Source organism: uncultured Pseudoflavonifractor sp. (assembly GCF_944387805.1).
In the GTDB taxonomy this organism is placed as follows: Bacteria; Bacillota; Clostridia; order Oscillospirales; family Oscillospiraceae; genus Pseudoflavonifractor.
On sequence record NZ_CALXGI010000019.1, the window covers coordinates 18,321 to 43,901 of the forward strand.

Genomic DNA, 25,581 nt, shown 5'->3' on the forward strand with positions numbered 1-25,581 from the left:
GAACTTGTAAATTGACATCATTATGGTACAATACAAGAGATACCGCGGATATTATCCTCTCATCCGCAGAGCAAATGTTCCCGTGCATAGCCGGCAGCAGGGGCCATACACAGGCTCAATGACGCTTCGCGGCTATTGTATCATATCCCAGCCTAAGATAACAAGTCTTTTTTGGAGGCTCCAACCATATGAAAGTTATCACGCTCATTTCCGGCGGCGACAGCGGCGGCGCTAAAACCCATGTCCATATGCTTCTTCAAAACTTGTCCCGCACTCCCGGCGTAACCGTTACCATGGTCTGCTTCATGGAGGGTCCCTTCTCACAAGAGGCCCGGGAGCTGGGCATTCCCACCGTAGTGCTGCCCGGCAAGAATATCTTCCGCACCTTCCACACCTTAAAAAAGATGATTCTGGACGGCGGCTACGATATCATCCACTGCCACGGCGCCCGGGGCAACATGATGGGCGCGCTGCTCCGCAGATCCACCGGCCTGCCGGTGGTCACCACCGTCCACTCCGACTGGCGTCTGGACTATATGGGCCGGCCCATCTCCCGCATCACCTACGGCACCATCAACGCCATCGCCCTGCGGCTTCTGGACTACCGCATCGGCGTGTCTGACGCCATGACCAACCTGCTTATCTCCCGGGGCTTCGACCCGGACAAGCTCTTCACCATCTACAACGGCATTGACTTCACCCCCCGCATCCCCTCCATGACCCGCAGCGAGTATCTGAAGAGTGTAGGCGCAAACTGGCCGGAGGACTGCGTCATTGCCGGTATCGCCGCCCGGCTTAACCCGGTCAAGGATATCCCCACTCTAATCCGCGGCTTTGCCCGGGCCAGGCAGTCTTGCCCCAAGCTGCGGCTGCTCATCGCCGGCGACGGCGAGCAGATGGGCGAACTCAAGGCCCTGGCCGCCGACCTGGGAGTAGCAGAGGATGTGTGCTTTGCCGGATGGGTGTCCGATGTGGACAGCTTCTACGGCGCTCTGGATATCAACACCCTCACCTCCCTGTCCGAGACCTTCCCCTACTCCCTCACTGAGGGAGCCCGGGCCGGTCTGCCCACTGTGGCCAGCCGAGTGGGCGGCGTGCCCTACCTTATTGATCACGGCGTCAACGGCCTGCTCTTTGAGGCGGGAGACTATGAAACCCTGGCCAGGCACCTCTCTACCCTGGCTTCCGACGAGACCCTGCGCACCCATATGGGCCAGCGGCTCTATCAGAAGGGAAAGCGCGACTACTCCCTGGAGAGCACCCTTCAGCGTCAGCTGGAGATCTACTCCGTCATTCTCCGGCGGAAGGCCCGGAACCACGGCAAGCGGGACGGCGCGCTGGTGTGCGGCGCCTACGGCCGGGGCAACGCAGGCGATGACGCCATCCTGGAGGCTATTGTCACCGAGCTGCGGCAGATTGACCCCGACCTGCCGGTGTGGGTTCTGTCCCGCAAACCATCGGAGACCCGGCTGACCTATCGGGTCAACTCTATCTACACCTTCGCCTTCCCCAAGTTTCTCTGGCGGATGCATAAGACCAGGCTCTACATCAACGGCGGCGGCTCTCTCATGCAGGACGTGACCAGCCACCGCTCTCTGTGGTTCTATCTTTTCACCATCTCCGCCGGCAAAATTCTGGGCAACAAGGTGATGATGTATGGCTGCGGCATCGGCCCTATCCACTCACCCTCCAACCGGAAACGGGCCGCCAAAGTGCTCCAGAAGCGGGTGGATGCCATCACCCTGCGGGACACGCACTCTAAAACCGAGCTGGAGGCTATGGGAGTCACCAACCCCAAGGTTATCCTTTCGGCCGACCCCACGGTCATCCTTCCTGCCGCAAGCCCTGAGGTCATCGACGGCGTGCTTGAGAACGAAGGGCTGGACCCTTCCGGCAAGTATTTTGGCTTTACCCTTCGTCCCTGGCCTGGCTTTGACGCAAAGGCGGCTATTTTCGGCCGGGCGGCTGACTACGTGTGGGAGAAGTACGGCATGACGCCTGTATTTCTGCCCATTGAGCGGCGGCTGGACGTAGGCGCCGCCCAGAAGGCCGCTGCGTATATCAAAAAAGCTCCCTACCACATTCTCCACACCACCGGCAGCAGCGACCACACCATCGGTCTCTTTGCCCGGATGCAGGCGGTTGTATCCATGCGGCTCCATGCGCTGGTGTTCTCCGCAGGACAGGGCGTGCCGCTGGTGGGCGTAGTGTACGACCCCAAGATCAGCTCCTTCCTCTCCTACATCGGGCAAGACCTGTACACAGATCTGTCCGACTTGACCTATGAGGGCCTGTGCGCCCACATTGACGCCGCCTGCGCCCGGATCGGGGACACAGCGTTCTTAGCCGGCGGCGTGGACCGGCTGCGGAAAGTAGAGCGCCGCAACAGCGAGACTGCAGCGGAGCTTCTTGGCAAATAGTCCTTTTCTCTCGCCTTTCCCGATATACTTCTTATATTACTCCTCGGGAGGTTTCTCGGTTGAAGCAATATATCTGTCTCTCCCCCTCTCCTTGGCAAACGGTTCCTACCCGGACCCAGCAGCTGATGACCCGGCTGCGGGACGCGGAAATTCTGTTCTTTGAGCCCCCCTCTCCCAAAGGCAGAGGGGGACGGGATGGCGGCCGTAAGGTGCGGCCCGGTTTGACAGTGTACTCTCTGCCCCCTGTTTTCCAGGTCGATGAGCGCCACGGCTTTCTCTTCTCCCGGGGCGTAAACAAGGTCACCCGTTTTATCACCGCCAAAATGGACCGCCACCGGTTCCGGGAGCCCATTTTATGGGCCACCTGCCCGGACCAGGTCCACCTGTTGGACACGCTGCCCTTCCGTGGGCTCGTGTACGACTGCGACCGGTACTGGTCCGGCTTCCCGCTGGAGTGGGAGAGTGACCTGGCGCTGGCTGCCGACGTTATCTTCGCCGCCTCACGGGGGCTCATCGACCACCTGTCTCCCTGCAATGACAATATTGCCCTAATTCCCAACGGGGTCAACTTTCCTATGTTCGCCCGCCAGGAAGCCGAGTTTCCCAGCGACTTGGTCCAAATCCCCCGGCCTATTCTGGGCTGGTCAGGCACTATTCGGCGCGGCCTGGACCTCGCTCCCCTGCTGCGCGCTGCATCTGAACTCCCTCAGTGCTCCTTTGTGCTGGTAGGCCGGGCAGAGGGCAGCCCTCAGCTGAGAAGGCTGTCCGCCCTGCCCAACGTGCACCTGCTGGGCCCCAAAGCGCCGGTGGATTTGCCCGACTACCTGTGCCGGTTCGACGTATGCCTAAACCTGCTGTCCGCCCGGGAGCAGCCCACCGACATCATCCCAAGCCGAATCTACGAGTACCTGTCCACCGGAAACCCCATTGTCTCCATGGTGGGCAGCGGGCAGATTGAGCATTTCCCCGACGTAATTTACGGCGCTCACACTGCCCGGGAGTTTGTGCAGCTCTGCGCCAGCGCCCTGACCGAAGTGGGCTCCTGGACCAGAATCCGGCGCCGGGATTACGGCGCCGCAGCAGCCTGGAGCGTCCGAGCCAATGAGGTGTGCCGCATTTTGGACGCCATTGGCCTGTGCTGAGCGAACCATTTCTTTGTTCTCTGTCAAAATTGGTCAATTGTCCATTGTATCCATTTGTCCTTTCTTGTCTAAGCCTACGAAATTAGTTTTTATCCCTTGTAAAGCAGGACACAATACGATATATTGTATGTATTCTTGGTACTATGAGGGGTGCTTGCGTTGCTGAACGGAGGACATATTGCCTGCCTGACCGCCATTCTCAACGGCCCCAATGCACCCAGACCAGACTGCTGAATTCTATCAGGTCATCCAGAACAAAGGATGACCTGATTTATTTTTCGCAGTGCTGAAATTTTTTGTATCATGGAGGTCGTTATGAGCAAGAAAGTTGCAGTTATTATGGGTTCTGACTCCGACCTGGAGACCATGCGTCCCTGCGTGAAGCGGCTCAAGAGCTTCGGCATTCCCTGCGAGGTGCGGGTTATCTCCGCCCATCGCACCCCCGCTGCCGCCGAGGACTTTGCCTCCCACGCCGCAGAGAATGGGTTCGGCGTCATCATTGCCGCCGCAGGCAAGGCCGCCCACCTGGCCGGCGTCCTGGCCGCCTACACCACCCTGCCCGTCATCGGCGTGCCCATCAAGACCTCCATGATGGGCGGTCTGGACAGTCTGCTGTCCATGGTCCAGATGCCCAAGGGTATCCCTGTCGCCTGTGTAGCCGTAGACGGCGCCGACAATGCCGCTATTCTGGCCGCCCAGATGCTGGCCCTCTCCGATGTCACCCTGGCTTCCGCTTTGAAGGACTTTAAGGCCGCCATGGCTGATGAAGTGGCCGAAAAGGACCGCAAGCTCCAGGCCGAGACCTTTTGAATTCTCCTTCCCCATCATATAAAATAAATCAATTCAGATAGACAGGAGCGGTTTTACATGAGTTACGAAAAGCGTGAGCAGCTGTACGAAGGCAAGGCCAAGAAGGTCTATGCTACCGACGATCCCCAGGTGGTCATCGTGTCCTACAAGGACGACGCCACCGCCTTCAACGGCTTGAAAAAGGGCACCATTACCGGAAAGGGCGCCATTAACAACCGCATGACCAACAACCTGATGCGCCGCCTGGAGGCCAAGGGTGTGCCCACCCACTATGTGGAGGAGCTGAGCGACCGGGAGACCGCCGTGAAGAAAGTGTCCATCGTCCCCCTGGAGGTCATTATCCGCAACATCTCTGCCGGCTCCTTCGCCAAGCGCTACGGCGTGGAGGAAGGTATTGTGTTCGACCAGCCCACTATTGAGTTCTCCTACAAGAATGACGATCTGGGCGACCCCCTGCTCAACAGCTACCACGCTCTGGCCCTCAAGCTGGCCACTCAGGACGAGATCGACCTTATCAAGAAGTATGCCTTTGCCGTCAATGATCTGCTGAAGGGCTTCATGAAGGAGATCGGCATCGACCTGGTGGACTTTAAGCTGGAATTCGGCAAGACAGCCGACGGCACCATCGTGCTGGCCGACGAAATCTCTCCGGATACCTGCCGCCTCTGGGATGAAAAGACCCACGAGAAGCTGGACAAGGACCGTTTCCGCCGGGATATGGGCGGCGCTGAAGAGGCCTACGAAGAGGTCATGCGCCGGCTGATGGGGGAGCAGTAATCCATGGGCGGTTTTTTTGGTACCATCTCAAAGCATGACTGCGTGATGGATCTGTTCTTCGGCACTGACTACCACTCCCACCTGGGCACCAAGCGGGGCGGCATGGCAGTCTATGACGCCAAGGACGGCTTCCAGCGCCAGATCCACAATATTGAAAACACTCCTTTCCGCACCAAGTTCGACAAGGATATTGCCGACTTCCACGGCTGCTCCGGCATTGGCTGCATCAGCGACACCGACCCCCAGCCCCTGCTGGTGCGCTCCCACCTGGGCCTGTACGCCATTACCACCGTGGGCATCATCAACAATGCCGACAAGCTGATCGAGCGCTACTTCTCCGACCACGGCCACCAGTTCATGGCCATGAGCTCAGGCAAGGTCAACTCCACCGAGCTGGTGGCCGCCCTCATCAACCAGAAGGACGACCTGGTCTCCGGCATCCGTCACGCCCAGGAGGAGATCGACGGCTCCTGCACCATGCTGCTCCTCACCCCCGACGCCATCATCGCCGCCCGGGACGCCATGGGCCGCCTGCCTGTGCTCATCGGCCAGAGCGACAGCGGCTGCTGTGTGTCCTTTGAGTCCTTTGCCTACCACAAGCTGGGCTATCACGACGCCTATGAGCTGGGCCCCGGGGAGATCGTGCAGGTCACAGCCGACGGCTGGACCACCCTGGCTCCCGCCGGAGACAAGATGAAGATCTGCGCCTTCCTCTGGACCTACTATGGCTACCCCAACTCCAACTATGAGGGCGTCAACGTGGAGGTCATGCGCTACCGCAACGGAGAGATCATGGCCCGGGACGAAATCCAGAAGGGCAAGCTGCCCAAGGTGGACTATGTGGCCGGCGTGCCCGACTCCGGCGTGCCCCACGCCATCGGCTTCGCCAACCGCAGCGGCAAGCCTTTTGCCCGCCCCTTTGTCAAGTACACCCCCACCTGGCCCCGGTCCTTCATGCCTGCTAACCAGGAGGCCCGCAATCAGGTGGCCAAGATGAAGCAGATTCCTGTCCCCGAGCTTATTGAGGGCAAGAAGCTTCTCTTTGTGGACGACTCCATTGTCCGGGGCACCCAGCTGCGGGAGACCGTGGAATTCCTGTATGAGTCGGGCGCTGAAGAGGTCCACATGCGCTCGGCCTGTCCCCCCATTATGTACGGCTGTAAATATCTTAACTTCTCCCGCAGCAACTCCGACATGGAGCTCATTGCCCGCCGCACCATCCAGGAGCTGGAGGGAGATGAGGGCCAGCAGCATCTGGAGGAGTACGCCGATTCCTCTACCGAGCGGGGCCAGTGCATGCTTAAGTCCATCTGCGAGAAGCTGGGCTTTGATTCTCTGGGTTATCAGTCCCTGGATGGCCTGCTGGAAGCCATCGGCATCGACCGGGACAAGATCTGCACCTACTGCTGGAACGGCAAGGAGTAAGCCACGCCCCTTCTACTACAAATTTTGATTGGAGGTTCCCCCATTGAAGAACTCCCATTCTGAGTCCTACGCCGCTGCCGGTGTGGACGTCACTGCCGGCTACGAGGCGGTCAAGCGCATCAAGCCCATGGTAGAGTCCACCTACATTCCCGGCGTTATGGGTACCCTGGGCGGCTTCGGCGGCATGTTTGCCCCCGATATGACCGGCATGAAGAAGCCTGTCCTGGTGTCCGGCACCGACGGCGTGGGCACCAAGCTGAAGATCGCCTTTCTTATGGACAAGCACGACACCGTGGGCATTGACTGCGTGGCCATGTGCGTCAATGACATCATCTGCGGCGGCGCCGCCCCCCTGTTCTTCCTGGACTACATCGCCTGCGGCAAGAACGACCCCTCCCGCATCGCGGAGATTGTCTCCGGCATCACTGAGGGCTGCCGTCAGGCCGAGTGCGCCCTGGTGGGCGGCGAGACCGCCGAGATGCCCGGCTTCTACCCCGCCGAGGAGTACGACCTGGCCGGCTTCTCTGTGGGCATTGTGGACGAGGAGAAGATCATCGACGGCAAGGCCCTCGCCGAGGGCGACGTGCTCGTCGGCTTGGCCTCCTCCGGTGTCCACTCCAACGGCTTCTCCCTGGTCCGCAAGGTCTTTGACGTGACCGCTGAAAACCTGAAGGAGTACCACGACAGCCTGGGCACCACCCTGGGCGAGGCCCTGCTGGCCCCCACCCGCATCTATGTAAAGGCCGTCAAAGCCCTGCTGAAGGCAGGTGTGGATATTCACGCCGTCAGCCACATCACCGGCGGCGGCTTCTACGAGAACGTGCCCCGCATGATGACAGACGGCCTCACCGCTGCCATCCACACCGGCAGCTTCCCCTGCCCGCCCATCTTCCGGCTCATTCAGGAGAAGGGCAACATCCCCACCCGGGATATGTATAATACCTTCAATATGGGTATCGGCATGATCCTTGCCGTCCCCGCTCCCCAGGCCGGTCAGGCTCTGGATGTCCTGTCTGCCGCGGGCGAGACCGCCTACCAGATCGGCCAGGTCATCCCCGGAAGCGACGGCGTCGTGCTGGACTGACGCCCCCTCTCAGGGCGGCCCGCAGCTGTCCTTCCGGCGGCCCGGGCCGCCCTGTCTCTTTTCTCTGTGACTGCGTTCTGTGAAGGAATTTTACTTTTCAGATTTTGCAGCACAGACTCTACTACATTGGGGAGGTAACTCTCATGCCGAAAAACATTGTCGTCCTGGTCTCCGGCGGCGGCACCAACCTCCAGGCTCTCATTGACGCCCAAAGCCGCGGTGAGATCAAAAACGGTGCCATTACCGCCGTTATCTCCTCCCGCCCCGACGCCTACGCCCTGGAGCGGGCCAAGGCGGCCGGTATTCCGGGCTATGTGGTGGCCCGAAAGGATTTCCCGGGAAACCGGGAGATGACCCAGGCCCTGGTGGCCAAGCTCCGGGCGCTGAAAGCGGACCTGGTGGTGCTGGCCGGCTTTATGCACATCCTCACCGAGGAGATGGTCCAGGCCTATCCCAACGCCATTCTCAACGTCCATCCCGCCCTTATCCCCTCTTTCTGCGGGAAGGGGGCCTACGGCCTCCATGTCCATGAGATGGCCCTGGCCTACGGCGTAAAGGTCACTGGCGCCACCGTCCACTTTGTCAACGAAGAGGCGGACGGCGGCCCCATTGTGCTCCAAAAGGCGGTGGAGATCCGAGAGGGCGACACCCCTGAGGTACTCCAGCGCCGGGTCATGGAAGAGGCTGAGTGGAAGCTTCTTCCCCTGGCCGTATCCCTTTTCTGCCAGGGACGGCTCTCCGTGGAGGGCCGGTGCGTACGCACTCTTCCCCAGGCGTAACATCCCCGCGTTTGATATTTTTTAAAGGGAGATTATAACAATGCTTGATCTGTTTCAGCTTCTCAGCTCCAATTCCTACCCCGGCCGCGGCATTGTCCTGGGCCGCAGCGCCGACAACAAAAAGGCCGTGATTGCCTATTTCATCATGGGCCGCAGCGAGAACTCCCGCAACCGGGTCTTTGAAGCCACCGAAGACGGCATCCGCACCCGGGCCTACGACGAGTCCAAGATGACCGATCCCTCCCTCATCATCTATCACCCTGTCCGGGTGGTGGACGGCACTACCATCGTCACCAACGGCGACCAGACCGACACTATCGCCAACGCCTACCGCCGCGGCGAGGGCTTTGTCCGCGCCCTGCGCACCCGTGAGTTTGAGCCCGACTGTCCCAACTATACCCCCCGCATCTCCGGCGCAGTCCGGCCCGACGGCAGCTACCGGCTGTCCATCCTCAAGAGTGCCGGCGGCGATCCCGCCTGCTGTCAGCGGTTCTTCTTTGAGTACGACGCCCCCATCGCCGGCCAGGCTCACTTCATCAGCACCTATCAGGGCGACGGCTCCCCCCTGCCCTCCTTTGAGGGCGAGCCCCGCACCGTGGCTCTGGATGCCCCCGACGCCAACACCCTGGCCGCCCGCCTGTGGGAGAGCCTGAACGCGGAGAATAAGGTGTCCCTCTTTGTCTCCTATCTGGACCTGGAGACCGGCAAGGCGGACAGCGTTATCGTCAACAAGCATCAGTAAGGAGGAGCGAACATGAAGGAACTGGAACTGAAATACGGCTGCAACCCCAACCAGAAGCCCGCCCGCATCTTTATGGAATCCGGCGAGCTGCCCGTCCAGGTGCTCAACGGCAAACCCGGCTACATCAACTTTCTGGATGCCTTTAACTCCTGGCAGCTGGTTAAGGAACTGAAGGCCGCCACCGGCCTGCCTGCCGCCGCCTCCTTCAAGCACGTCTCCCCCGCCGGCGCCGCCGTGGGCACTGAGCTGACCGACGTGGAGCGGAAGATCTACTTTGCCGAAGGCATGGAGCTCTCCCCCATCGCCTCCGCCTATGTCCGGGCCCGGGGCGCCGACCGCCTGTGCTCCTACGGCGACTGGGCCGCCCTCTCCGACGTGTGCGACGCCCAGACCGCCCGCTACCTGGCCCTGGAGGTGTCCGACGGCGTCATTGCCCCCGGCTACACCGACGAGGCCCTTGCCATCCTCAAAACCAAGCGCAAGGGCAACTACAACGTGGTGCAGATGGACCCGGACTATGTGCCCAAGGCCATTGAACGCAAGGATGTGTACGGCATCACCTTCGAGCAGGGGCGCAACAACTTTGAGATCAACGCCGCCCTGCTGGACAACATCGTCACCCAGAACAAAAACCTGCCCGAGAACGCCAAGCGGGATCTGATTCTGGCCCTGATCACCCTGAAGTACACCCAGTCCAACTCGGTGTGCTACACCAAGGACGGCCAGGCCATTGGCGTGGGTGCCGGCCAGCAGAGCCGCATCCACTGCACCCGCCTGGCGGGCAATAAGGCGGACATCTGGCTCCTGCGGCAGCACCCCAAAGTGCTGGGCCTCCAGTTTGTGGACGGCATCCGCCGCCCCGACCGGGACAACGCCATCGACGTGTACATCTCCGACGAGTATGAGGACGTGCTGGCCGAGGGCGTGTGGCAGAACACCTTCAAGGTCAAGCCCGAGGTACTCACCGCAGAGGAAAAGAAGGAGTGGATTGCCCGTCAGACTGGCGTCAGCGTGGGCTCCGACGCCTTCTTCCCCTTCGGCGACAACGTGGAGCGGGCCCGGAAGTCCGGCGTGTCCTATATTGCCCAGCCCGGCGGCTCCATCCGGGACGACAACGTCATCCAGACCTGCGACAAGTACGGCATTGTGATGGCCTTCACCGGCATGCGTCTGTTCCACCACTAAGGCGCATCCGTAAAACCAGTCCCCGGCAGGGACTCCAAACATGAACAAGAAACGAGGTAAATCACAATGAAAGTTCTCGTCGTAGGCGGCGGCGGACGGGAGCACGCCATCGTGTGGGCTCTGTCCAAGAGCCATAAGGTTGAGCAGATTTTCTGTGCCCCCGGCAACGGCGGCATCGCTGCCCTTGCCGAGTGCATCCCCATCAAGGCCACCGACGTGGAGGTCATGGTGGCCTGGGCCGTGTCTCACGCCATCGACTTTGCAGTGGTGGCCCCCGATGACCCCCTGGCTTTGGGCATGGTGGATGCCATGGAGGCGGCAGGCATTCCTGCCTTCGGTCCCCGGGCCAACGCGGCAATCATCGAGGCCTCCAAGGTCTTTTCCAAGAATCTGATGGCCAAGTACCACATCCCTACCGCCAAATATAACACCTTTACGGATATGGAAGCCGCGCTCTCCTACGTCCGCGGGCAGGGCGCACCCATCGTGGTCAAGGCAGACGGCCTGGCCCTGGGCAAGGGCGTGATTGTGGCCCAGACTGTGGCCGAGGCGGAGGACGCCGTCCGCTCCATGATGGCGGACAAGCGCTTCGGCGAGGCGGGAACCCGCCTGGTCATCGAGGAGTGCATGACCGGCCCCGAAGTGACAGTGCTGGCCTTCTGTGACGGCGAGCATGTGGTCCCCATGCCCTCCTCCCAGGACCATAAGCGGGCTTTTGACGGCAACCAGGGGCCCAACACCGGCGGTATGGGCGCCATCTCCCCCTCCCCCAACTATACCCCCGAAGTGGCGGAGCGCTGCATGAAGGAGATCTTTCTCCCCACTGTGGCCGCACTGAAGGCGGAGGGCCGCCCCTTCCGCGGCGTGCTCTACTTCGGGCTTATGCTCACCCCCGACGGCCCCAAGGTGGTGGAGTACAACGCCCGGTTTGGCGATCCGGAGTGTCAGGCTGTCCTCTCCCTGCTGGAGAGCGACCTGCTGGATATCATGCTGGCCTGCCGCGAAGGTACCCTGGATCAGCTGGACATTCGCTGGAAGGATGCCGCCGCCTGCTGTCTGGTGCTGGCCTCAGGAGGATATCCCGGGAAATACCAGAGCGGTTATCCTATCTCCGGCCTGGAGAAGGCGGGTGAGACTGCCATGGTTTTCCACGCCGGCACCCGTCTGGCCGAAGACGGGCAGATTCTCACCTCTGGCGGCCGGGTACTTGGCGTCACCGCCACCGGCAGCACTCTGAATGATGCCATTGACAGTGCATACAATGCCGCCAAGTACATCTCCTTTACAGATATGCAGTTCCGCACCGACATCGGCCGGGTGTAAATCCAATCGATACAGCTTATGCAAAAGAGCGGCTTTGGCCGCTCTTTTGCACTGCATCCGCCAGCCGCAACCGGCGGTTGTCAAATGTTTTACTGTTCTTGGTGGTCTTTTTCCCCGCCGTATGCTATCATGTCACCACCATCAAGAGGAGGAATCATCTATGTTTGAAGAGCAGCTCTATCAGCTCCGCAGAGAGCGAGGCATCTCCCAGGAGGAACTGGCCAATGTCGTGGGTGTCTCCCGCCAGGCGGTGCAGAAATGGGAATCTGGAGCTTCTCAGCCCAATATGGACAACCTGATTGCCATCAGCGAATACTTCGGCGTCACACTGGACTACCTGCTCAAGGGTCCAGCTCCCGGCTGGGAAACGACGGCAGGCCCCCCCCGAAGAAACATCCCAAGTGGTCTGTATTCCCTACGGCTTCCACTATGAATACAAGAGCAGCACCACGCTGTTTGGTTTGCCCCTGGTCCACATCAACCTTGGCCGGGCAGGACTGCACCGGGCAAAAGGCATTCTGGCCATTGGCAACGTAGCCACCGGACTGGTATCCATCGGCCTCATCTCCGCAGGATTGCTCTCCTTCGGCTGCCTGAGCCTGGGCCTGCTGGCTATGGGCGCACTGGCCTTGGGAGTTGCGGCGCTGGGCGGCATCGCCTTGGGAGCCGGGATTGCCGCTGGCGGCTTGGCTGCGGGCTGGCTGGCCATCGGCGGCCTGGCCAAAGGAATTTACGCCTTAGGCGGCCTAGCCTTTGCCGAGAAGGTGGCCGCCGGAGGCGCAGCCTTCGGACACATTGCCATTGGGGACGCAGTTCAGGGTGCGGTGACCTTTTCAAACCACGGCGGCGCGGCGCTTCCAGCCGCCGCCATCCGCAGTGCCATTCTTCAGGCTTTCCCTGCCATTCCCAGCTGGCTGCTCACCCTGTTTTCTTCTCTCTAATGTGCGTCTCCATATACAAAAAGCGTGCAGCTGCTGGCTGCACGCTTTTTCTTTTCAGTTCAGGTAGTCCCCCACGGGACACTGATTGTACTGCTTGATAATCCTGAGCATAACCGAGCCGTCGCTCTGGGGCGTCTCCTCCACGATTTTGTACTTCGTCCCGCTCCGGTTCAGCCCCTGCTTGTAGTGCTCCACCTCATCCTGCACTCTTCTCTGGGCAAGCCCCTGCTCCAAGTCCTCTTTCAGCATGAAATGCAGGGTCTGGCAGATACACGCCGCCTTTACCCGCTTCATCCGCGGCACCTCCTTTTAAAAATAGAAAAAACAAAATACGTGCAGCATTCAACCGGATTTACGCAGTGAATGCCACACGTTGCAACATTATTGTACAAAATCCGCCCCGCTTTTTCAAAGGCAGTTTTTCACAAATCAGAACGCTGTTTTTTGTAAGAACTCCGACCTCTTTTCGTAAGAAAATCGAAATTCCGCCGTCAAAAATCCGGGCGGTTTTTCCTGTATCATAACGTTACAGAAAGAAGGCGTTATGATGAAGAAAAAGACCATTGCCATACTCTTCGGCGGCTGTTCCACAGAGTATCCTGTGTCCCTCCAGTCCGCTCACGCGGTCATTACCCATCTGGACCGGGCCAAATACAATCTGGTCCTGCTGGGCATCACCCGGGATGGGCGCTGGCTGTACTATGACGGACCTGCGGACGACATTCCCGCTGATACCTGGCACCAAAACACGGCCCACTGCACCCCCGCCCTCATCTCCCCCGACCGGGAGACCCACGGACTGCTGCTCCTGGCGGCGGCCGGACCGACGGTCATCCGGCTGGACGCCGCCTTCCCAGTGCTCCACGGCAAAAACGGCGAGGACGGCACAGTCCAGGGACTGCTGGAGCTGGCTGGTATCCCCGTGGTGGGCTGCGGGAGCCTGGGTTCCGCCCTGTGCATGGACAAAGATGTGGCCCACCGTTTAGCGGCCTCTGCCGGGCTGGCGGTGCCCCGCTCCGCCCTGTTTCATGCCTGGGAGAACCCCGGCCTTCTCTCCGATCTGACTGCCGGACTGAGCCTTCCCCTGTTTGTCAAGCCGGCCCGGTCTGGCTCCTCCTTCGGCATCACCAGAGTCACCGATCGGACGGCGCTGCCGCAGGCTGTGGCTACCGCCCTGGAGCATGACGACAAGGTGATCATTGAGGAGAGCATCCCAGGGTTCGAAGTCGGCTGTGCCGTGCTGGGCACCGAAACCCTGACCGTAGGCCGGGTGGACGAAATTGAGCTGACCAAGGGCTTTTTTGACTATACGGAAAAATACCAGCTCCTCACCTCTAAAATTCACATGCCCGCCCGTATTTCCCCCAAGGACGAGGCACGGGTCCAGGAGGCCGCTGTCACAGCCTACCGGGCCCTGTGCTGTACCGGCTGTGCCCGGGTGGACTTTTTCTTCACGCCGGAGGGAACAATCGTATTCAATGAGATCAATACCATTCCCGGTTTTACCTCCCACAGCCGCTACCCGGCCATGATGGCAGGGGTAGGGCTGGATTTCTCCGCCCTGGTAAACCGTCTGGTGGAACAGGCGGTGGGCACATGAGCCCGGCAGAGATGGTGCGCACCGGCCCGCTGGTGCTGGTCAATCAGTTTCATCCCCTGGAGCGGGAGCCCGACGCCGCGTCCCTCCTTCCCCCCGACAACCGCCGCCCCAACATCCTGCTGGAAGCCCGGGCCGGAACGGTGCTCAACCGCTTTCTCTCCGATCTGGGCTGCACAGGGGAGATTGTGCCGGTCAGCGGATACCGCAGCCGGGCAGAGCAGGAGGCCATCTTCTCCGACTCCCTCCGGAACAGCGGCGAGGACTTTACCCGGGCCTATGTGGCGCTGCCGGGGTGCAGCGAGCACCAGACCGGCCTGGCCATCGACCTGGGGGAGAACCGGCCCGACCTGGACTTTATCCGCCCTCAATTCCCCGACACCGGCGTGTTCCGCACCTTCCGCCGCCGGGCCTCGGAGTACGGCTTCATTCTCCGCTATCCAGAGAATAAAACTGCCGTCACCGGCATCCAGTTTGAGCCCTGGCACTTCCGCTATGTGGGCTGGCCCCATTCCAGGCTGATGGAGGAGGCGGGACTGGTGTTGGAGGAGTATATCCGCTTGCTGAATGACTACCCGGAGTCCGGAGCCCACCTGCACTTTCATGACCGGGACCGCTCCTTTGAACTGTATACCGTGTCCCAGGAAAATCTGGAGGCGCTGCCAAAACGCCTGCCCGGAGACACCCCATGTCAGTGGTCGGGCAACAACAGCGGCGGCGTAGTGGTTACCATCTGGAGGGATGTGCCGTGAGCGCCCCCCAGGAAAAAACGGCCCAGTATGGCGGACTGGACCTGTTTCGCATCCTTGCTGCACTGCTGGTGGTGGCCGTCCACACCGGCCCGCTGCTCACTGTCAGTGCCCAGGCCAATTATCTCATCACCGACATTCTGGCCCGGCTGGCTGTTCCCTTCTTTCTGGCGGTCAGCGGCTTCTTCCTGGCCCCCGGGATAGAAAAGGACTGGCACAGTCTGCGGCATTTCTTCCATAAAGTTTTATTGCTTTACGGAATTTCCATCCTGCTCTACCTGCCCCTCATGGTCCGCAACGGCTACTTCAGCGGCTGTACACCCCTCTCTCTGGCCGCTGACCTGATATTCAACGGCCCCTTCTACCACTTATGGTACTTCCCCGCCGCCGTGCTGGGCACTATTATTATATTCCTTTTGCTCCGGCGGCTGGGAGTGCGGGGCTCGCTGGCCATCTGCAGTCTGCTCTATCTGGTGGGCCTGCTGGGTGACAGCTATTACGGCCTCTCCGCCGCACTTCCGCCTCTGAACACTTTCTATAATCTGCTTTTCTCCTGCTTTGACTATACCAGAAATGGGCTCTTTCTCTCTCCCCTTTTCCTTCTCTTGGGGGTGCTCCTGCGGAAACATTCGCCCCGTCTTGCTGCCGGCCAGTACAGCGCACTGCTCTGCGGAGGATTCATCCTGCTTGTGGCAGAGGGAGAACTAGTCGCCCAGTTCGGTCTGCCCCGGCACGACAGCATGTACCTGACCCTGCCCCTGTGTATCTGGCCCCTGATGCGACTTCTCTGCTCTATAAAGTGCAAGAGCTTTCCGGCTGTTCGAACCGCGTCCACAGTGGTCTATGTAATCCACCCCCTCTGCATTGTGGCGGTGCGGGGCGGCGCCAAGGCTCTGGGCATTCTCTCCCCAGACGGTTTTCTGCTGGGCAGCAGTCTGCTCCACTATCTGGCCGTAGCCGCCGTCTCCCTGCTGGCGGCGCTCCCCTTTGCCCTCTGGCGGCAGCGCCAGAGACATGTACAGAATACCCCGAACCGTCTGAGGGCATGGGCAGAGATTGACCGCTCCGCCCTGGTCCACAACATCGGTCGGCTGACCGAGCTGCTCCCTGCCGGCTGTGAGCTGATGGCGGTAGTAAAAGCCAACGCCTACGGCCATGGAGATACGCTCACTGCCCGGGTCTGCATGGAAAATGGTGTGAAAGCCTTCGCTGTGGCCACTCTGGAAGAGGGCATCCGGCTCCGCCGGACAGGAATCAGAGGTGAAATCCTGATTCTGGGCTGGACACCGCCGGAACTGGCCCAACTGCTGTCCCGCTGGCATCTGACCCAGACAGTCGTCGGCCCCGAGTACGCACAGGAGCTGAATCATTCGGGCTGCAAGGTGAAGGTCCACCTGGCGGTGGATACTGGCATGCACCGGCTGGGGCTCGCCTGGGACGACGGGGACGGCCTGCTGGCTGTCTGCCGGCTGAGACGGCTCCGCGTCACAGGGATGTTTACCCACCTGGCCTTTTCCGAATCCCTGGAGCTCGATGCCGCCCGGCGCACCCAGGCACAGCTGGAGCGCTTTTACCAGGCGGCGGAGCTGGTCGCCCAATCCGGGTATGGGCCGGTAGCCCTCCATGCCCTGAGCAGCTACGGCCTGCTCAACTGTCCGCCCCAGGCCGGCATGGCCTACGCCCGGCCCGGTATTGCTCTCTACGGCGTGCTGAGCCGTCCGGACGACCAGGTGGGCACTTCGCCCGGCCTGCGGCCGGTGCTCTCCCTGCGGGCAAAGATTGCTCGGATACACAGCCTGGAGCCCGGTGACTGCGCCGGATACGACGGCGCCTTTGCCCCTTCCGCTTCCGCCCGGGTCGCAGCCGTCACCATCGGATACGCCGACGGATACCCCCGCAGCCTGTCCAACGGCAGGGGCCGCGTGCTTATCCGTGGCAAGTTTGCCCCTGTGGCGGGACTCATCTGCATGGATCAGCTGCTGGTAGACGTAACCGGCATCCCAGAGGCCCAGGAAGGCGACACCGTCACCCTCATCGGCCAGGACGGCGAACAGATTCTCACTGCCGAAGAGGTCGCCCGGGACGCCGGTACCATCACCAACGAGCTGCTCTCCCGGCTGGGAGAGCGGGTTACCCGGGTCATGATTTCATAGAAAAACGCCCTCTGCCAGGCAGAGGGCGTTCAGCCTGTCGAAAAAATTTTTTCGACAGGCTGCTGCACTTTTTCAAACGTTGAAAAAGTGGTTTGATTGCACACAAAAGACAACCCCGACGGCTTTCTTTTACACTATCTTTCCCTCCGAAACCTTGCGTCCCAGAGCTTATCGACAGCCTCTCTTATCTCCCAATATATTGCCGCAGGCACTGCTCCACCGCCTGGGCGGAGGCATCGCAGCGGATAAGCCGGAAGCCGCCGTCCCGGAGATAGACAGCCACAGTCCCGCCGGTCCGCCAGACAGCCCGCACCTGTTTCCATGGCGTCAGGTCACAGACTGCGCCGTAACAGTACTTCAGGCCTTCCGGGGAGAGCCGGACCGTCTGCCGCCCCGCCAGGAGGTAAGAACAGGTCCCCTGCTCCAGCTCTCGCTCCACCCGGATGCGGACAAAGGTCCGGAATAACGGCAGCCAGACTGTGCTCAGGGCCAGCCCCGCCGCCAGCGGGACGATGAGGGCGGACACCGACGGCACGTTCACCAGCTCCGGCCATTTCACCATATGGGGCACCCGGAGGGCGGCCAGCAGCAGGAAAAGAGCGCCGCATACCGCCATCAGAACTGTGGTCGGCCGCCAGTAGATCAGGCTCCTGGCCCGGTGCAGGTTGACCTGTTCCAGAGCCTGAGCCAGGGTCTCCCGGTCCCAGATATAGGTCAGGGTCAGCGGCTGGGCCGCGTCCCTTCCGTCTTGCGGCATGGCCGCCATGGTCTTACCCTCTCCCCCGTCTGCCCTGGTTGGGCCTGGCGTTCTTCTTGGTCTTGGGCTTGGCCCAGCCCGCCTTACGGGCGGGCGTGGGGCTGTTGTGCTCCACCCGCTTGCCCGCCTGCTTCAGCTTCTCCTCCGGCCGCTTCCGGGGCTTACCGCCCTTGCCCTTATTATCCCGCTCCGGTCCTTTGGAACGGCTCTGGCCGCCCTGGGGGCCGTTGGGCCGCACCAGACAGTGTTTTCCAAAGCCGATGAGATCCTCACGATGGGTCCGGTGGAGAGCTTCCAGCACCAGAGGCCGCTTCTCCGGACGCTTCCACTGCATGAGAGCCCGCTGCATGGCCTTATCGTGGGGGTTGGTGGGCACAAAGACCGGCTGCATGGTGCGGGGGTCGATGCCGGTGTAGTACATACAGGTAGACAGAGTTCCGGGCGTGGGATAGAAGTCCTGGACCTGCTCGGGCTGGCGGCCCGACTTGTTGAGCCACTCGGCCAGCTTCACCGCGTCCTCCAGGGTGCAGCCCGGATGGGAGGACATGAGGTAGGGCACCAGATACTGCTCCTTACCGTACTTCTGGTTGAGCCGCTCATACTTCTGGCGGAATTTCTCATAGACCTCGATATGGGGCTTGCCCATGTAGTCCAGCACCGAGTTGACGCAGTGCTCCGGCGCCACTTTCAGCTGGCCGGAGACATGGTACTTCACCAGGTCGGCAAAGAACTCGCCGCTTTTATCCTTCATCATGTAGTCGAAGCGAATACCGGACCGGATAAAGATCTTCTTTATGCCGGGGATCTCCCGCAGCTTCCGCAAAAGCATGAGGTAGTCGGTGTGGTCCGCGTCCAGGTTGGGGCAGGCCTCCGGAGACAGACAGGCCCGGTTCTTGCACAGACCGGCCTTCATCTGCTTCTTGCAGGCAGGGCGGCGGAAATTGGCAGTGGGGCCGCCCACGTCGTGGATATACCCTTTGAATCCGGGGTGATGGGTCAGCGCGGTCACCTCCCGGATGACGCTCTCATGGCTCCGGGCGGAGATGATGCGTCCCTGGTGGAAGGCCAGAGAGCAGAAATTGCAGGCGCCAAAGCAGCCCCGGTTGTGGGCCACCGAGAACCGGACCTCCTCAATGGCAGGCACGCCGCCCATGCTGTCGTACATGGGATGGGGTTCCCGGACGTAGGGCAGTTCGGCCACCAGGTCCAGTTCCTCGGTGGTGAGGGGCATAGCAGGCGGGTTGACCACCAGCAGATCCCGGCCGTGGCGCTGGAGAATGGCGCGGCCCACGATGGGGTCGTGCTCTCTGTACTCTGTCATATTGGCCTCGGCATAGGCCCGCTTGTCTCCTGCCACCGTCTCAAAGGACGCCACCTCCACCATGGGATAGGCACAGGCGGAGGGGTTGTCTGCCAGAAAGGCGGTACCCCGCACGTCGGTGATCTCCCCAATGGGTGTACCGGAGGCCAGACGGGCGGCAATCTCCTTGGTAGCGGTCTCCCCCATGCCGTAGACCAGCAGGTCAGCCTGGCTGTCCAGCAGAACAGAGCGGCGCACCTTGTCATCCCAGTAGTCATAATGGGCGAAGCGGCGGAGAGAGGCCTCCAGACCGCCGATGACCACCGGGATGTCCCCAAAGGCCTCCCGCACCTTATTGGCGTACACCACCACCGCGTGGTCCGGCCGCAGTCCCGCCTTATTTCCCGGGGAATAGGCGTCGTCCTGGCGGCGGCGCTTGGCTACCGTGTAGTGGGCCACCATGGAGTCGATATTACCGCTGGAGATGAGGACAGCCAGTCTTGGCCGGCCAAGCACTGTAAAGCTCTCTTCCTTGCGCCAGTCCGGCTGGGACAGAATGGCCACCCGGTAGCCCTCATGCTCCAGCAGGCGGGAGATAATGGCTGGGCCAAAGGAGGGGTGGTCTACATAGGCATCTCCGGTGATCACCAGGAAGTCATAGGAATCCCAGCCCCGCTCCGCCATATCCTGTTTGGAAACCGGCAGGAACTGCCGTGCATCAATACTCATGGTTCTCTCCTGTAAAGTAAAATATCATTACACTTTCAACACAGAAGCCATACGGACAAATGCCCGTATGGCTTCGCCCCTGGTTCAGATTTTCTGGGGCTCGTATCCGATGTACTTCTCCATCAGATCCAGCGGGACACGGGTACCTTGGGCCTGGCCGATCTTGTGGAAGCCGTAGCGTTGGTAAAACCTCTGGGCCACATAATTGTCCGGTGCACAGCGCAGGCGCAGTTTATCCCGGCCCAGAGGGCGATACACCGACACCGCCTCGCCCAACAGCTGGATGCCCAGCCCCTGTCTGCGGCGGTTGGGCAGCATATAGCAGAACGGGATGTAGCCCACCCCCAGCTCCTTGTCCCGTTCTGTGGCCATCTGGATAATCCCGGCCATCTCCTCTCCCAGGTAGGCGGCGGTCACCGCCCGGCTGTCCCGCCGGCACTGCTCCAGCGCCTCCCGGACAAAGCCTTCCCCGTCAAAGTGGGTCAGAGATCCGTGGATGTCCACCCACGCCTCTTTGCGGGCCTGGTAGTAGATCTCGCTGTCGCGTTCCATATCCAGGGGCTCAAACCACAGGTTGGGCTCAACTGCATTGCCCTCCCGGTGACGCCACCAGGTCTGATGGGCCAGAGTGGAGATCTCCTCAGACAGATGGCTGTTGTCATTCTCAAATACCAGCCGTGCCTTCCCGTCCTCCACCTCCACACAAGTGACGGCGGTATTGTCCGCGTGACCCAGGGTGCGGATCTCCCGGGGGTCCATGCCCCGGATGATGCCCTGGAGCTGACGGATGACCGTACCGTGGGAAAACACCGCCACTGTCTGGCCCGGATGGGCTCTGGCGATGTCAAGCACCGCGCTGTACACACGCCCTCCTGCCTGGGCAAAGCTCTCCCCGCCCGGCGCCTGAAAGTCAGGGGATGCAGTGCTGAACTGTCTCATCCGTACGCCATCCCGGCGCAGGATCTCACCCCAGGGCCGGTCCTCCCAGTCTCCCAGGTTGATCTCCCTCAGCGCCGGAAGAGTGTGCAGCTCCAGGCCGTGAGTCTCATAGATGGCCCGCGCAGTGGTCATTGTACGAAACAGGTCGCTGGAATATACCGCGTCAATATGGACCTGGGCAAAGCGGTGAGACAGAGCGGCAATCTGCCGGTAGCCCCGCTGGGTAATCAGGCTGTTGTACCAGCCGTGCGCCCGGCGGTACAGGTTGCCCTCCGCCTCGGCATGGCGGACAATATAAATTCGGGTCATGGGACCACTCCCGTCTTCTGGATTAAGTGCTTTACCAGGGCCGCACGGCTCCGGTCAGCTGGGAGACCTGGCACAGACCCTGCTCCGCAGCGATTTGGGCCAGCTCATCCACGGTTTTGACCGGCGCATAGGGATCGGCAAAGCAGGCCGCGCCCACGGACACTGCTGTGGCGCCTGCCAGCATCATCTCCGCCGCGTCCCGGCCGTTGGACACGCCGCCCATGCCCAGCACGGGCACCTTTACGGCGTTTGCCACCTCCCAGACCATACGCACTGCCACCGGGAACACCGCCGGGCCGGACAGGCCGCCGGTGTTCATCTTCAAAATGGGCCGTCTGGTCTTCAGATCAATCCGCATACCCCGGATGGTGTTGATGAGAGAGATGGCATCGGCGCCCGCCCCCTCCACCGCACGGGCAATCTCGGTAATGTCAGTCACGTTGGGGGACAGCTTCACCATCACAGGGACAGTGGAATGACGTTTTGCCTCCTCCGTCACCTCGGCGGCCAGCTCAGGCCGGGTGCCATAGGCCAGACCGCCCGCTTTTACGTTGGGGCAGGAGATGTTGACCTCAATCATATCCACGCCGGCGGCGGACAGCTTCTCGCACATGACGCCGTACTCCTCGGGGGTGTTGCCCGAGATGTTGGCAATAATGCGGATGTCGATGTCCCTGAGCCGGGGCAGCTCATGGGCGATGAAGGCGTCCACGCCCGGGTTCTGAAGGCCCACGGAGTTGAGCATGCCCATGGGGGTCTCGGCGATGCGGGGAGCCGGATTGCCCTCCCGGCGCTGGGGGGTCAAGCCCTTGACGCAGATGCCGCCCAGGCGGCTGATGTCGTAGAGCTGGCCATACTCCCGTCCAAAGCCGAAGGTGCCCGATGCCACCACAACGGGGTTTTTCATCGTCATGCCCGCCAGGGTCACCGACATGTCCAGACCGTCAATGGGCTGGGCAGGCGTCCAGGGCTCGTCCGTCTCCGGCCGTTCCGCCGGACACCGGCCGGCGAACTGCTCCGCTTTGGGCAGCCAGGTGCGGTTATACTCAGGCATTCCAGTCCACCTCCTCCGCGGGGAAAATGGGGCCGTCCTTGCAGACGTGCTTCATGGTTCCGTCGGCCATGGGGGTGGCGCAGCCCAGGCAGGCGCCCACGCCGCAGGCCATCCGCTCCTCCATGGACACCTGACAGGGCACACCGAACTCCTTCGCCACATTCCAGACAGAGCGCAGCATGGGCTTGGGGCCGCAGGCCAGAACGGCTGTAAAGTCTCTATCCTTCTCAAGTACCTGGCGGACCAGAGCGTCCACAAAGCCGTGATGTCCCATGGTGCCGTCGTCAGTTGCCACCAGCACCTGGGCGCACTCCTGCCTGAAACAGTCCAGCAGGATGGCCCGCTGGGCGGTGCGGAAGCCCAGGATGGCGGTGGAGCGGCCCATGGTGTACTGGGCGCAGCCCCGCATGGGGGGCACGCCGATTCCACCGCCCACCAGCAGGTAGCGTCCCTCCGGCTTCATGGTGAAGCCGTTGCCCAGGAAGCCCAGCACGTCCAGATATTCCCCGCACGCCCGCTGGGCCAGCCAGTCGGTACCGGTGCCCCGCCGCTCAAAAACGATGGCCACGGTGTCCTCCGGTTCCCCTTCCATGCAGGCGCACACCGAGATGGGGCGGCGGAGGAAGCTGCCCTCACCGCACTTGATGTGCACGAACTGGCCGGGGGCCTTGCAGGTGTCCCGCACTATGGAGCCCGCCTCCAGCACCATATAGACCGTGTCCTGGTTCAGCCAGACCTTCTGGACAATTTTACACTTTGTCTCTACCTTCATGGGCGTCCACCTCAGCCCATCTTCACATAGGCGCCGATGGCATCCCGCATGGCCTCGGCGGCGGCCCGGGCAGCATCCTGAAAGTCGCGGCCGTCGCCGCCGGTCTTCTGCCAGGCGCACATAATGGACCGGGAGGCGTTGACAATGGCGCCGCAGCCCTTCTTGTCAAAGGCGTACTGCACGTCCTCGGCAGTACCGCCCTGAGCGCCGTATCCAGGCACCAGGAAGAAGGTGTGGGGCATCCGGGCCCGCAGGTCCTTCAGCTCCTCAGGCCAGGTAGCGCCGGTGACCGCGCCCACAGGGGTATAGCCATACTTGCCCTCCAGGCCCTGGCCCAGTTTCTCTACCATATCGCCCATGCGCTGATAAATCAGGCTGTCGCCGGCGGTCACATTCTGCAGCTCACCGGAGCCGGGATTGGAGGTCTTGACCAATACGAACATGCTTTTGTCATTGGCCTTGCAGGCGTCCAGGAAGGGCTTAAGCGTGTCAGAACCCATGTAGCCGTTGAGGGTGACGCAGTCGGCGTCAAAAACCTTATAAGTATCCTCTCCCACCTTGGTGCCGGCCAGCCACCCGTCAGCATAGGCCTGGGCGGTGGAGCCGATGTCGCCCCGCTTGATGTCCGCGATGACAAAAAGGCCCTTTTCGTGGGCGTAGTCGATGGTGCGCTCCATAACCTCCATGCCCCGCCAGCCCAGGCGCTCATAGTAGGCGGCCTGGGGCTTCACGGCGGGCACCACGTCGCACAGGGCGTCAATCAGGCCCCGGTTAAACTGCCACACTGCTTCAGCTGCACCGGCCAGGCCAGTGCCGTAGTTCTTGTAGGCCTCCTTCAGGATGTGAGCGGGAATCTGCTCCGGCTTGGGGTCCAGACCAGCCACAGTGGGGTTGTGCTTCTCAAGAATCTTCTCCTGCAAAACGTCAAAAGACATGTTCTTTTCCTCCTGCTCTCTATCTGTCTCAGCCCTGGGGCTGATCCTGGTATACAATCTTGCCGCCGACTATGGTATATTTGACCTTTCCTCTCAGAACCCTGCCGGCAAAGGGGGTATTGCGGCCCTTTGAATAGAACTTTTCCGGGTCCACGGTCCACTTTTCCTCCGGGTCAAAAATTACAAGGTCTCCGTCTCCTCCGATGGCCAGACGGCCCTTATGGGGAATGCGCAGAATGCAGGCCGGGTTCATGGTCATCTTCCGCAGAATATCGGACAGGCCCATCTCTCCCGTGTGGTACAGTGCGGTCAGCGTAACGCCCAGGGCGGTCTCCAGGCCCACCATGCCGCTGGGGGCCTCGGTGAGAGGTCTGGACTTCTCCTCGGCAGAGTGGGGCGCATGGTCGGTGGCGATGGCATCGATGGTGCCGTCCTTCAGGCCCTCGATGATACCCTCCACATCCGCCTTGGTTCGCAGGGGCGGGTTGACCCGGGCCATGGTGCCCTTGGTCAGGATCTCGTCCTCAGTGAGGGTAAAGTACTGGGGGCAGGTCTCACAGGTAATCTGCACCCCCTTGCGCTTGTACCGCCGGACAATGGCCACGGACTTGGCGGTAGAAATATGGCAGATATGAACTGCCGCGCCGGTCTCCTCCGCCAGCATGGCGTCCCGCATAACTTGCAGTTCCTCGGCAATGGCGGGCCGTCCGTCCAGTCGGAGCTGGCGGGAGATGCGCCCCTCATTCACCGCCCGGTTGCCCACCATATCCGCGTCCTCACAATGGGAGAGGACGGTCAAATGGTGCCGGTGAGCCAGGATCAGGGCATCCCGCAGCAGGTTCGCATTCTGGACGGGCACGCCGTCATCCGACAGCGCCACAGCTCCCGCCTCCCGGAGGGCGGCGGCGTCAGTGAGTTCTTGCCCCTTCTGTCCCCTGGACACCGCGCCAATGGGGTACACCCGCACCAGTCCGGCCTCTTCTGCCTTCTGGCGGATAAAAGCCACCTGTTCCGGGCTATCGGTGACAGGGCGGGTGTTGGCCATGGGAGCGATGCCCGTAAAGCCGCCGGCTGCCGCCGCCCGGCAGCCCGTCTCGATGGTCTCCTTGTACTCAAAGCCAGGCTCGCGCAGGTGGACATGCATGTCGATCAGTCCGGCGCACACCACCATGCCCCGCGCGTCAACTACCTGGGCGTCCGGCTCCCGGATATCACTGCCGATGACGGCGATTTTTCCGTCCTCAATCAATACGTCCATCACTCCGCCGATGCCCCCTACGGGGTCAACCAGCTTTCCCTGACGGATCAGCAGCTTCAAAATACCACTCCTTTCCGCGCCCGGCGGGCTTCTCTCCCCACCTGTGCGCACCAAAAAAGGGACAAGGTCTTCCCCGCCCCTCTGCCTTACGAACCTATGTGCTTCCGGTCACTCCGATAACCGGGGCAAGCATATTTTTCCATATTTTGTGTCTCAGCCAGCTGCTGCCTTCTTGCGGCTGGTCAGACAGATATATTATAGCATTGAATCACATTATTTAGCAACGCATTTTTCCGTTTTTCCGGGAACAATAGACGTGAAGCAGAAAGACCTGCTAACAAAAGTCAAGTAGAAATTTCAGGTTTTGGAGGCAGCGAAAAAGGCAACACAAAATCAAGCCG

Annotated in this window: 23 protein-coding genes; 15 read left to right on the forward strand and 8 right to left on the reverse strand. The window is 61.2% G+C overall.

The window, feature by feature from the left end; all coding sequences use genetic code 11:
* Window positions 1-188 precede the first annotated feature (188 nt).
* The 12 genes from csaB to Q0K06_RS06925 all read left to right on the forward strand — a co-directional run bounded on the left by csaB (window position 189) and on the right by Q0K06_RS06925 (window position 12,628).
* On the forward strand, window positions 189-2,420 hold the full coding sequence (gene csaB, locus Q0K06_RS06870) for a polysaccharide pyruvyl transferase CsaB (RefSeq protein ID WP_294550365.1): 2,232 nt from the start codon (window positions 189-191) through the stop codon (window positions 2,418-2,420).
* Between the two features lie 59 nt (window positions 2,421-2,479).
* Window positions 2,480-3,562 carry a glycosyltransferase gene (locus Q0K06_RS06875; RefSeq protein WP_294550368.1) on the forward strand — a complete coding sequence of 361 codons (1,083 nt, stop codon included), beginning with the start codon at window positions 2,480-2,482 and terminating at the stop codon, window positions 3,560-3,562.
* 315 nt (window positions 3,563-3,877) lie between these two features.
* Window positions 3,878-4,372 (forward strand): 5-(carboxyamino)imidazole ribonucleotide mutase, encoded by a 495-nt coding sequence (purE, locus tag Q0K06_RS06880; RefSeq protein ID WP_294550371.1) that lies wholly within the window; start codon window positions 3,878-3,880, stop codon window positions 4,370-4,372.
* 57 nt (window positions 4,373-4,429) lie between these two features.
* Entirely contained in the window at window positions 4,430-5,149 is a 720-nt protein-coding gene (gene purC / locus Q0K06_RS06885) for a phosphoribosylaminoimidazolesuccinocarboxamide synthase (RefSeq protein WP_294550373.1), read from the forward strand.
* A 3-nt stretch (window positions 5,150-5,152) separates the two neighbouring features.
* Complete coding sequence (locus tag Q0K06_RS06890) at window positions 5,153-6,574, forward strand: amidophosphoribosyltransferase (RefSeq protein ID WP_294550375.1); 1,422 nt, start codon at window positions 5,153-5,155, stop codon at window positions 6,572-6,574.
* 43 nt (window positions 6,575-6,617) lie between these two features.
* The gene (purM, locus tag Q0K06_RS06895) at window positions 6,618-7,658 is read left to right on the forward strand and encodes a phosphoribosylformylglycinamidine cyclo-ligase (RefSeq protein ID WP_294550378.1); all 1,041 of its coding nucleotides are present in this window, start codon (window positions 6,618-6,620) and stop codon (window positions 7,656-7,658) included.
* A gap of 143 nt (window positions 7,659-7,801) precedes the next feature.
* Window positions 7,802-8,437 (forward strand): phosphoribosylglycinamide formyltransferase, encoded by a 636-nt coding sequence (purN, locus tag Q0K06_RS06900; protein WP_294550380.1) that lies wholly within the window; start codon window positions 7,802-7,804, stop codon window positions 8,435-8,437.
* Window positions 8,438-8,471: 34 nt separating this feature from the next.
* Window positions 8,472-9,179: an IMP cyclohydrolase gene (locus Q0K06_RS06905; RefSeq protein ID WP_294550416.1), complete on the forward strand. Its 708-nt coding sequence runs from the start codon at window positions 8,472-8,474 to the stop codon at window positions 9,177-9,179.
* 12 nt (window positions 9,180-9,191) lie between these two features.
* Entirely contained in the window at window positions 9,192-10,364 is a 1,173-nt protein-coding gene (locus Q0K06_RS06910) for a phosphoribosylaminoimidazolecarboxamide formyltransferase (protein ID WP_294550384.1), read from the forward strand.
* 66 nt (window positions 10,365-10,430) lie between these two features.
* Window positions 10,431-11,687: a phosphoribosylamine--glycine ligase gene (gene purD, locus Q0K06_RS06915; protein ID WP_294550387.1), complete on the forward strand. Its 1,257-nt coding sequence runs from the start codon at window positions 10,431-10,433 to the stop codon at window positions 11,685-11,687.
* A 160-nt stretch (window positions 11,688-11,847) separates the two neighbouring features.
* On the forward strand, window positions 11,848-12,120 hold the full coding sequence (locus tag Q0K06_RS06920) for a helix-turn-helix transcriptional regulator (protein WP_294550391.1): 273 nt from the start codon (window positions 11,848-11,850) through the stop codon (window positions 12,118-12,120).
* The gene (locus Q0K06_RS06925) at window positions 12,089-12,628 is read left to right on the forward strand and encodes a hypothetical protein (RefSeq protein ID WP_294550393.1); all 540 of its coding nucleotides are present in this window, start codon (window positions 12,089-12,091) and stop codon (window positions 12,626-12,628) included. Before Q0K06_RS06920 ends, Q0K06_RS06925 begins: the two co-directional genes overlap by 32 nt.
* 54 nt (window positions 12,629-12,682) lie before the next feature.
* On the opposite strand, the gene Q0K06_RS06930 is transcribed toward Q0K06_RS06925, so the two are convergent.
* A complete protein-coding gene (locus Q0K06_RS06930; protein ID WP_294550395.1) occupies window positions 12,683-12,922 on the reverse strand; it encodes a hypothetical protein in 240 nt (79 codons plus the stop codon).
* Window positions 12,923-13,175: 253 nt separating this feature from the next.
* Here Q0K06_RS06930 and vanG point away from each other — a divergent pair, with 253 nt between their 5' ends.
* The 3 genes from vanG to vanT are packed head-to-tail and all read left to right on the forward strand — an operon-like array spanning window position 13,176 to window position 17,127.
* Complete coding sequence (vanG, locus tag Q0K06_RS06935; RefSeq protein ID WP_294550418.1) at window positions 13,176-14,228, forward strand: D-alanine--D-serine ligase VanG; 1,053 nt, start codon at window positions 13,176-13,178, stop codon at window positions 14,226-14,228.
* Window positions 14,225-14,977: a D-alanyl-D-alanine carboxypeptidase family protein gene (locus Q0K06_RS06940; protein WP_294550397.1), complete on the forward strand. Its 753-nt coding sequence runs from the start codon at window positions 14,225-14,227 to the stop codon at window positions 14,975-14,977. The genes vanG and Q0K06_RS06940 overlap by 4 nt, the downstream gene beginning before the upstream one ends.
* Window positions 14,974-17,127 carry a serine racemase VanT catalytic subunit gene (vanT, locus tag Q0K06_RS06945; protein ID WP_294550399.1) on the forward strand — a complete coding sequence of 718 codons (2,154 nt, stop codon included), beginning with the start codon at window positions 14,974-14,976 and terminating at the stop codon, window positions 17,125-17,127. The genes Q0K06_RS06940 and vanT overlap by 4 nt, the downstream gene beginning before the upstream one ends.
* Before the next feature lie 184 nt (window positions 17,128-17,311).
* Here the strand turns inward: vanT and Q0K06_RS06950 are convergent, their stop codons facing one another.
* From Q0K06_RS06950 to Q0K06_RS06980, 7 genes are all read right to left on the reverse strand, one after another.
* On the reverse strand, window positions 17,312-17,893 hold the full coding sequence (locus Q0K06_RS06950; protein WP_294550401.1) for a hypothetical protein: 582 nt from the start codon (window positions 17,891-17,893) through the stop codon (window positions 17,312-17,314).
* 4 nt (window positions 17,894-17,897) lie between these two features.
* On the reverse strand, window positions 17,898-19,913 hold the full coding sequence (locus Q0K06_RS06955; protein ID WP_294550403.1) for a YgiQ family radical SAM protein: 2,016 nt from the start codon (window positions 19,911-19,913) through the stop codon (window positions 17,898-17,900).
* 84 nt (window positions 19,914-19,997) lie between these two features.
* On the reverse strand, window positions 19,998-21,161 hold the full coding sequence (locus Q0K06_RS06960; protein WP_294550405.1) for a bifunctional histidine phosphatase family protein/GNAT family N-acetyltransferase: 1,164 nt from the start codon (window positions 21,159-21,161) through the stop codon (window positions 19,998-20,000).
* Window positions 21,162-21,192: 31 nt separating this feature from the next.
* A complete protein-coding gene (locus Q0K06_RS06965) occupies window positions 21,193-22,095 on the reverse strand; it encodes a dihydroorotate dehydrogenase (RefSeq protein WP_294550421.1) in 903 nt (300 codons plus the stop codon).
* A gap of 112 nt (window positions 22,096-22,207) precedes the next feature.
* Window positions 22,208-22,987, reverse strand: a complete 780-nt coding sequence (locus Q0K06_RS06970) for a dihydroorotate dehydrogenase electron transfer subunit (protein ID WP_294550408.1) — start codon at window positions 22,985-22,987, stop codon at window positions 22,208-22,210.
* Between the two features lie 11 nt (window positions 22,988-22,998).
* On the reverse strand, window positions 22,999-23,922 hold the full coding sequence (gene pyrF, locus Q0K06_RS06975; protein ID WP_294550410.1) for an orotidine-5'-phosphate decarboxylase: 924 nt from the start codon (window positions 23,920-23,922) through the stop codon (window positions 22,999-23,001).
* A gap of 28 nt (window positions 23,923-23,950) precedes the next feature.
* On the reverse strand, window positions 23,951-25,240 hold the full coding sequence (locus Q0K06_RS06980) for a dihydroorotase (protein ID WP_294550412.1): 1,290 nt from the start codon (window positions 25,238-25,240) through the stop codon (window positions 23,951-23,953).
* Window positions 25,241-25,581 lie beyond the last annotated feature (341 nt).

Excerpts from the sequence above, each read along its gene's own strand:
- csaB (WP_294550365.1), top strand. The coding sequence starts at position 189 with ATGAAAGTTATCACGCTCATTTCCGGCGGCGACAGCGGCGGCGCTAAA.
- purE (WP_294550371.1), top strand. The coding sequence starts at position 3,878 with ATGAGCAAGAAAGTTGCAGTTATTATGGGTTCTGACTCCGACCTGGAG.
- purC (WP_294550373.1), top strand. The coding sequence starts at position 4,430 with ATGAGTTACGAAAAGCGTGAGCAGCTGTACGAAGGCAAGGCCAAGAAG.
- Q0K06_RS06890 (WP_294550375.1), top strand. The coding sequence starts at position 5,153 with ATGGGCGGTTTTTTTGGTACCATCTCAAAGCATGACTGCGTGATGGAT.
- purN (WP_294550380.1), top strand. The coding sequence starts at position 7,802 with ATGCCGAAAAACATTGTCGTCCTGGTCTCCGGCGGCGGCACCAACCTC.
- Q0K06_RS06910 (WP_294550384.1), top strand. The coding sequence starts at position 9,192 with ATGAAGGAACTGGAACTGAAATACGGCTGCAACCCCAACCAGAAGCCC.
- purD (WP_294550387.1), top strand. The coding sequence starts at position 10,431 with ATGAAAGTTCTCGTCGTAGGCGGCGGCGGACGGGAGCACGCCATCGTG.
- Q0K06_RS06920 (WP_294550391.1), top strand. The coding sequence starts at position 11,848 with ATGTTTGAAGAGCAGCTCTATCAGCTCCGCAGAGAGCGAGGCATCTCC.
- Q0K06_RS06930 (WP_294550395.1), bottom strand. The coding sequence starts at position 12,922 with ATGAAGCGGGTAAAGGCGGCGTGTATCTGCCAGACCCTGCATTTCATG.
- vanG (WP_294550418.1), top strand. The coding sequence starts at position 13,176 with ATGAAGAAAAAGACCATTGCCATACTCTTCGGCGGCTGTTCCACAGAG.
- Q0K06_RS06940 (WP_294550397.1), top strand. The coding sequence starts at position 14,225 with ATGAGCCCGGCAGAGATGGTGCGCACCGGCCCGCTGGTGCTGGTCAAT.
- Q0K06_RS06950 (WP_294550401.1), bottom strand. The coding sequence starts at position 17,893 with ATGGCGGCCATGCCGCAAGACGGAAGGGACGCGGCCCAGCCGCTGACC.
- Q0K06_RS06955 (WP_294550403.1), bottom strand. The coding sequence starts at position 19,913 with ATGAGTATTGATGCACGGCAGTTCCTGCCGGTTTCCAAACAGGATATG.
- Q0K06_RS06960 (WP_294550405.1), bottom strand. The coding sequence starts at position 21,161 with ATGACCCGAATTTATATTGTCCGCCATGCCGAGGCGGAGGGCAACCTG.
- Q0K06_RS06965 (WP_294550421.1), bottom strand. The coding sequence starts at position 22,095 with ATGTCGGTGACCCTGGCGGGCATGACGATGAAAAACCCCGTTGTGGTG.
- Q0K06_RS06970 (WP_294550408.1), bottom strand. The coding sequence starts at position 22,987 with ATGAAGGTAGAGACAAAGTGTAAAATTGTCCAGAAGGTCTGGCTGAAC.
- pyrF (WP_294550410.1), bottom strand. The coding sequence starts at position 23,922 with ATGTCTTTTGACGTTTTGCAGGAGAAGATTCTTGAGAAGCACAACCCC.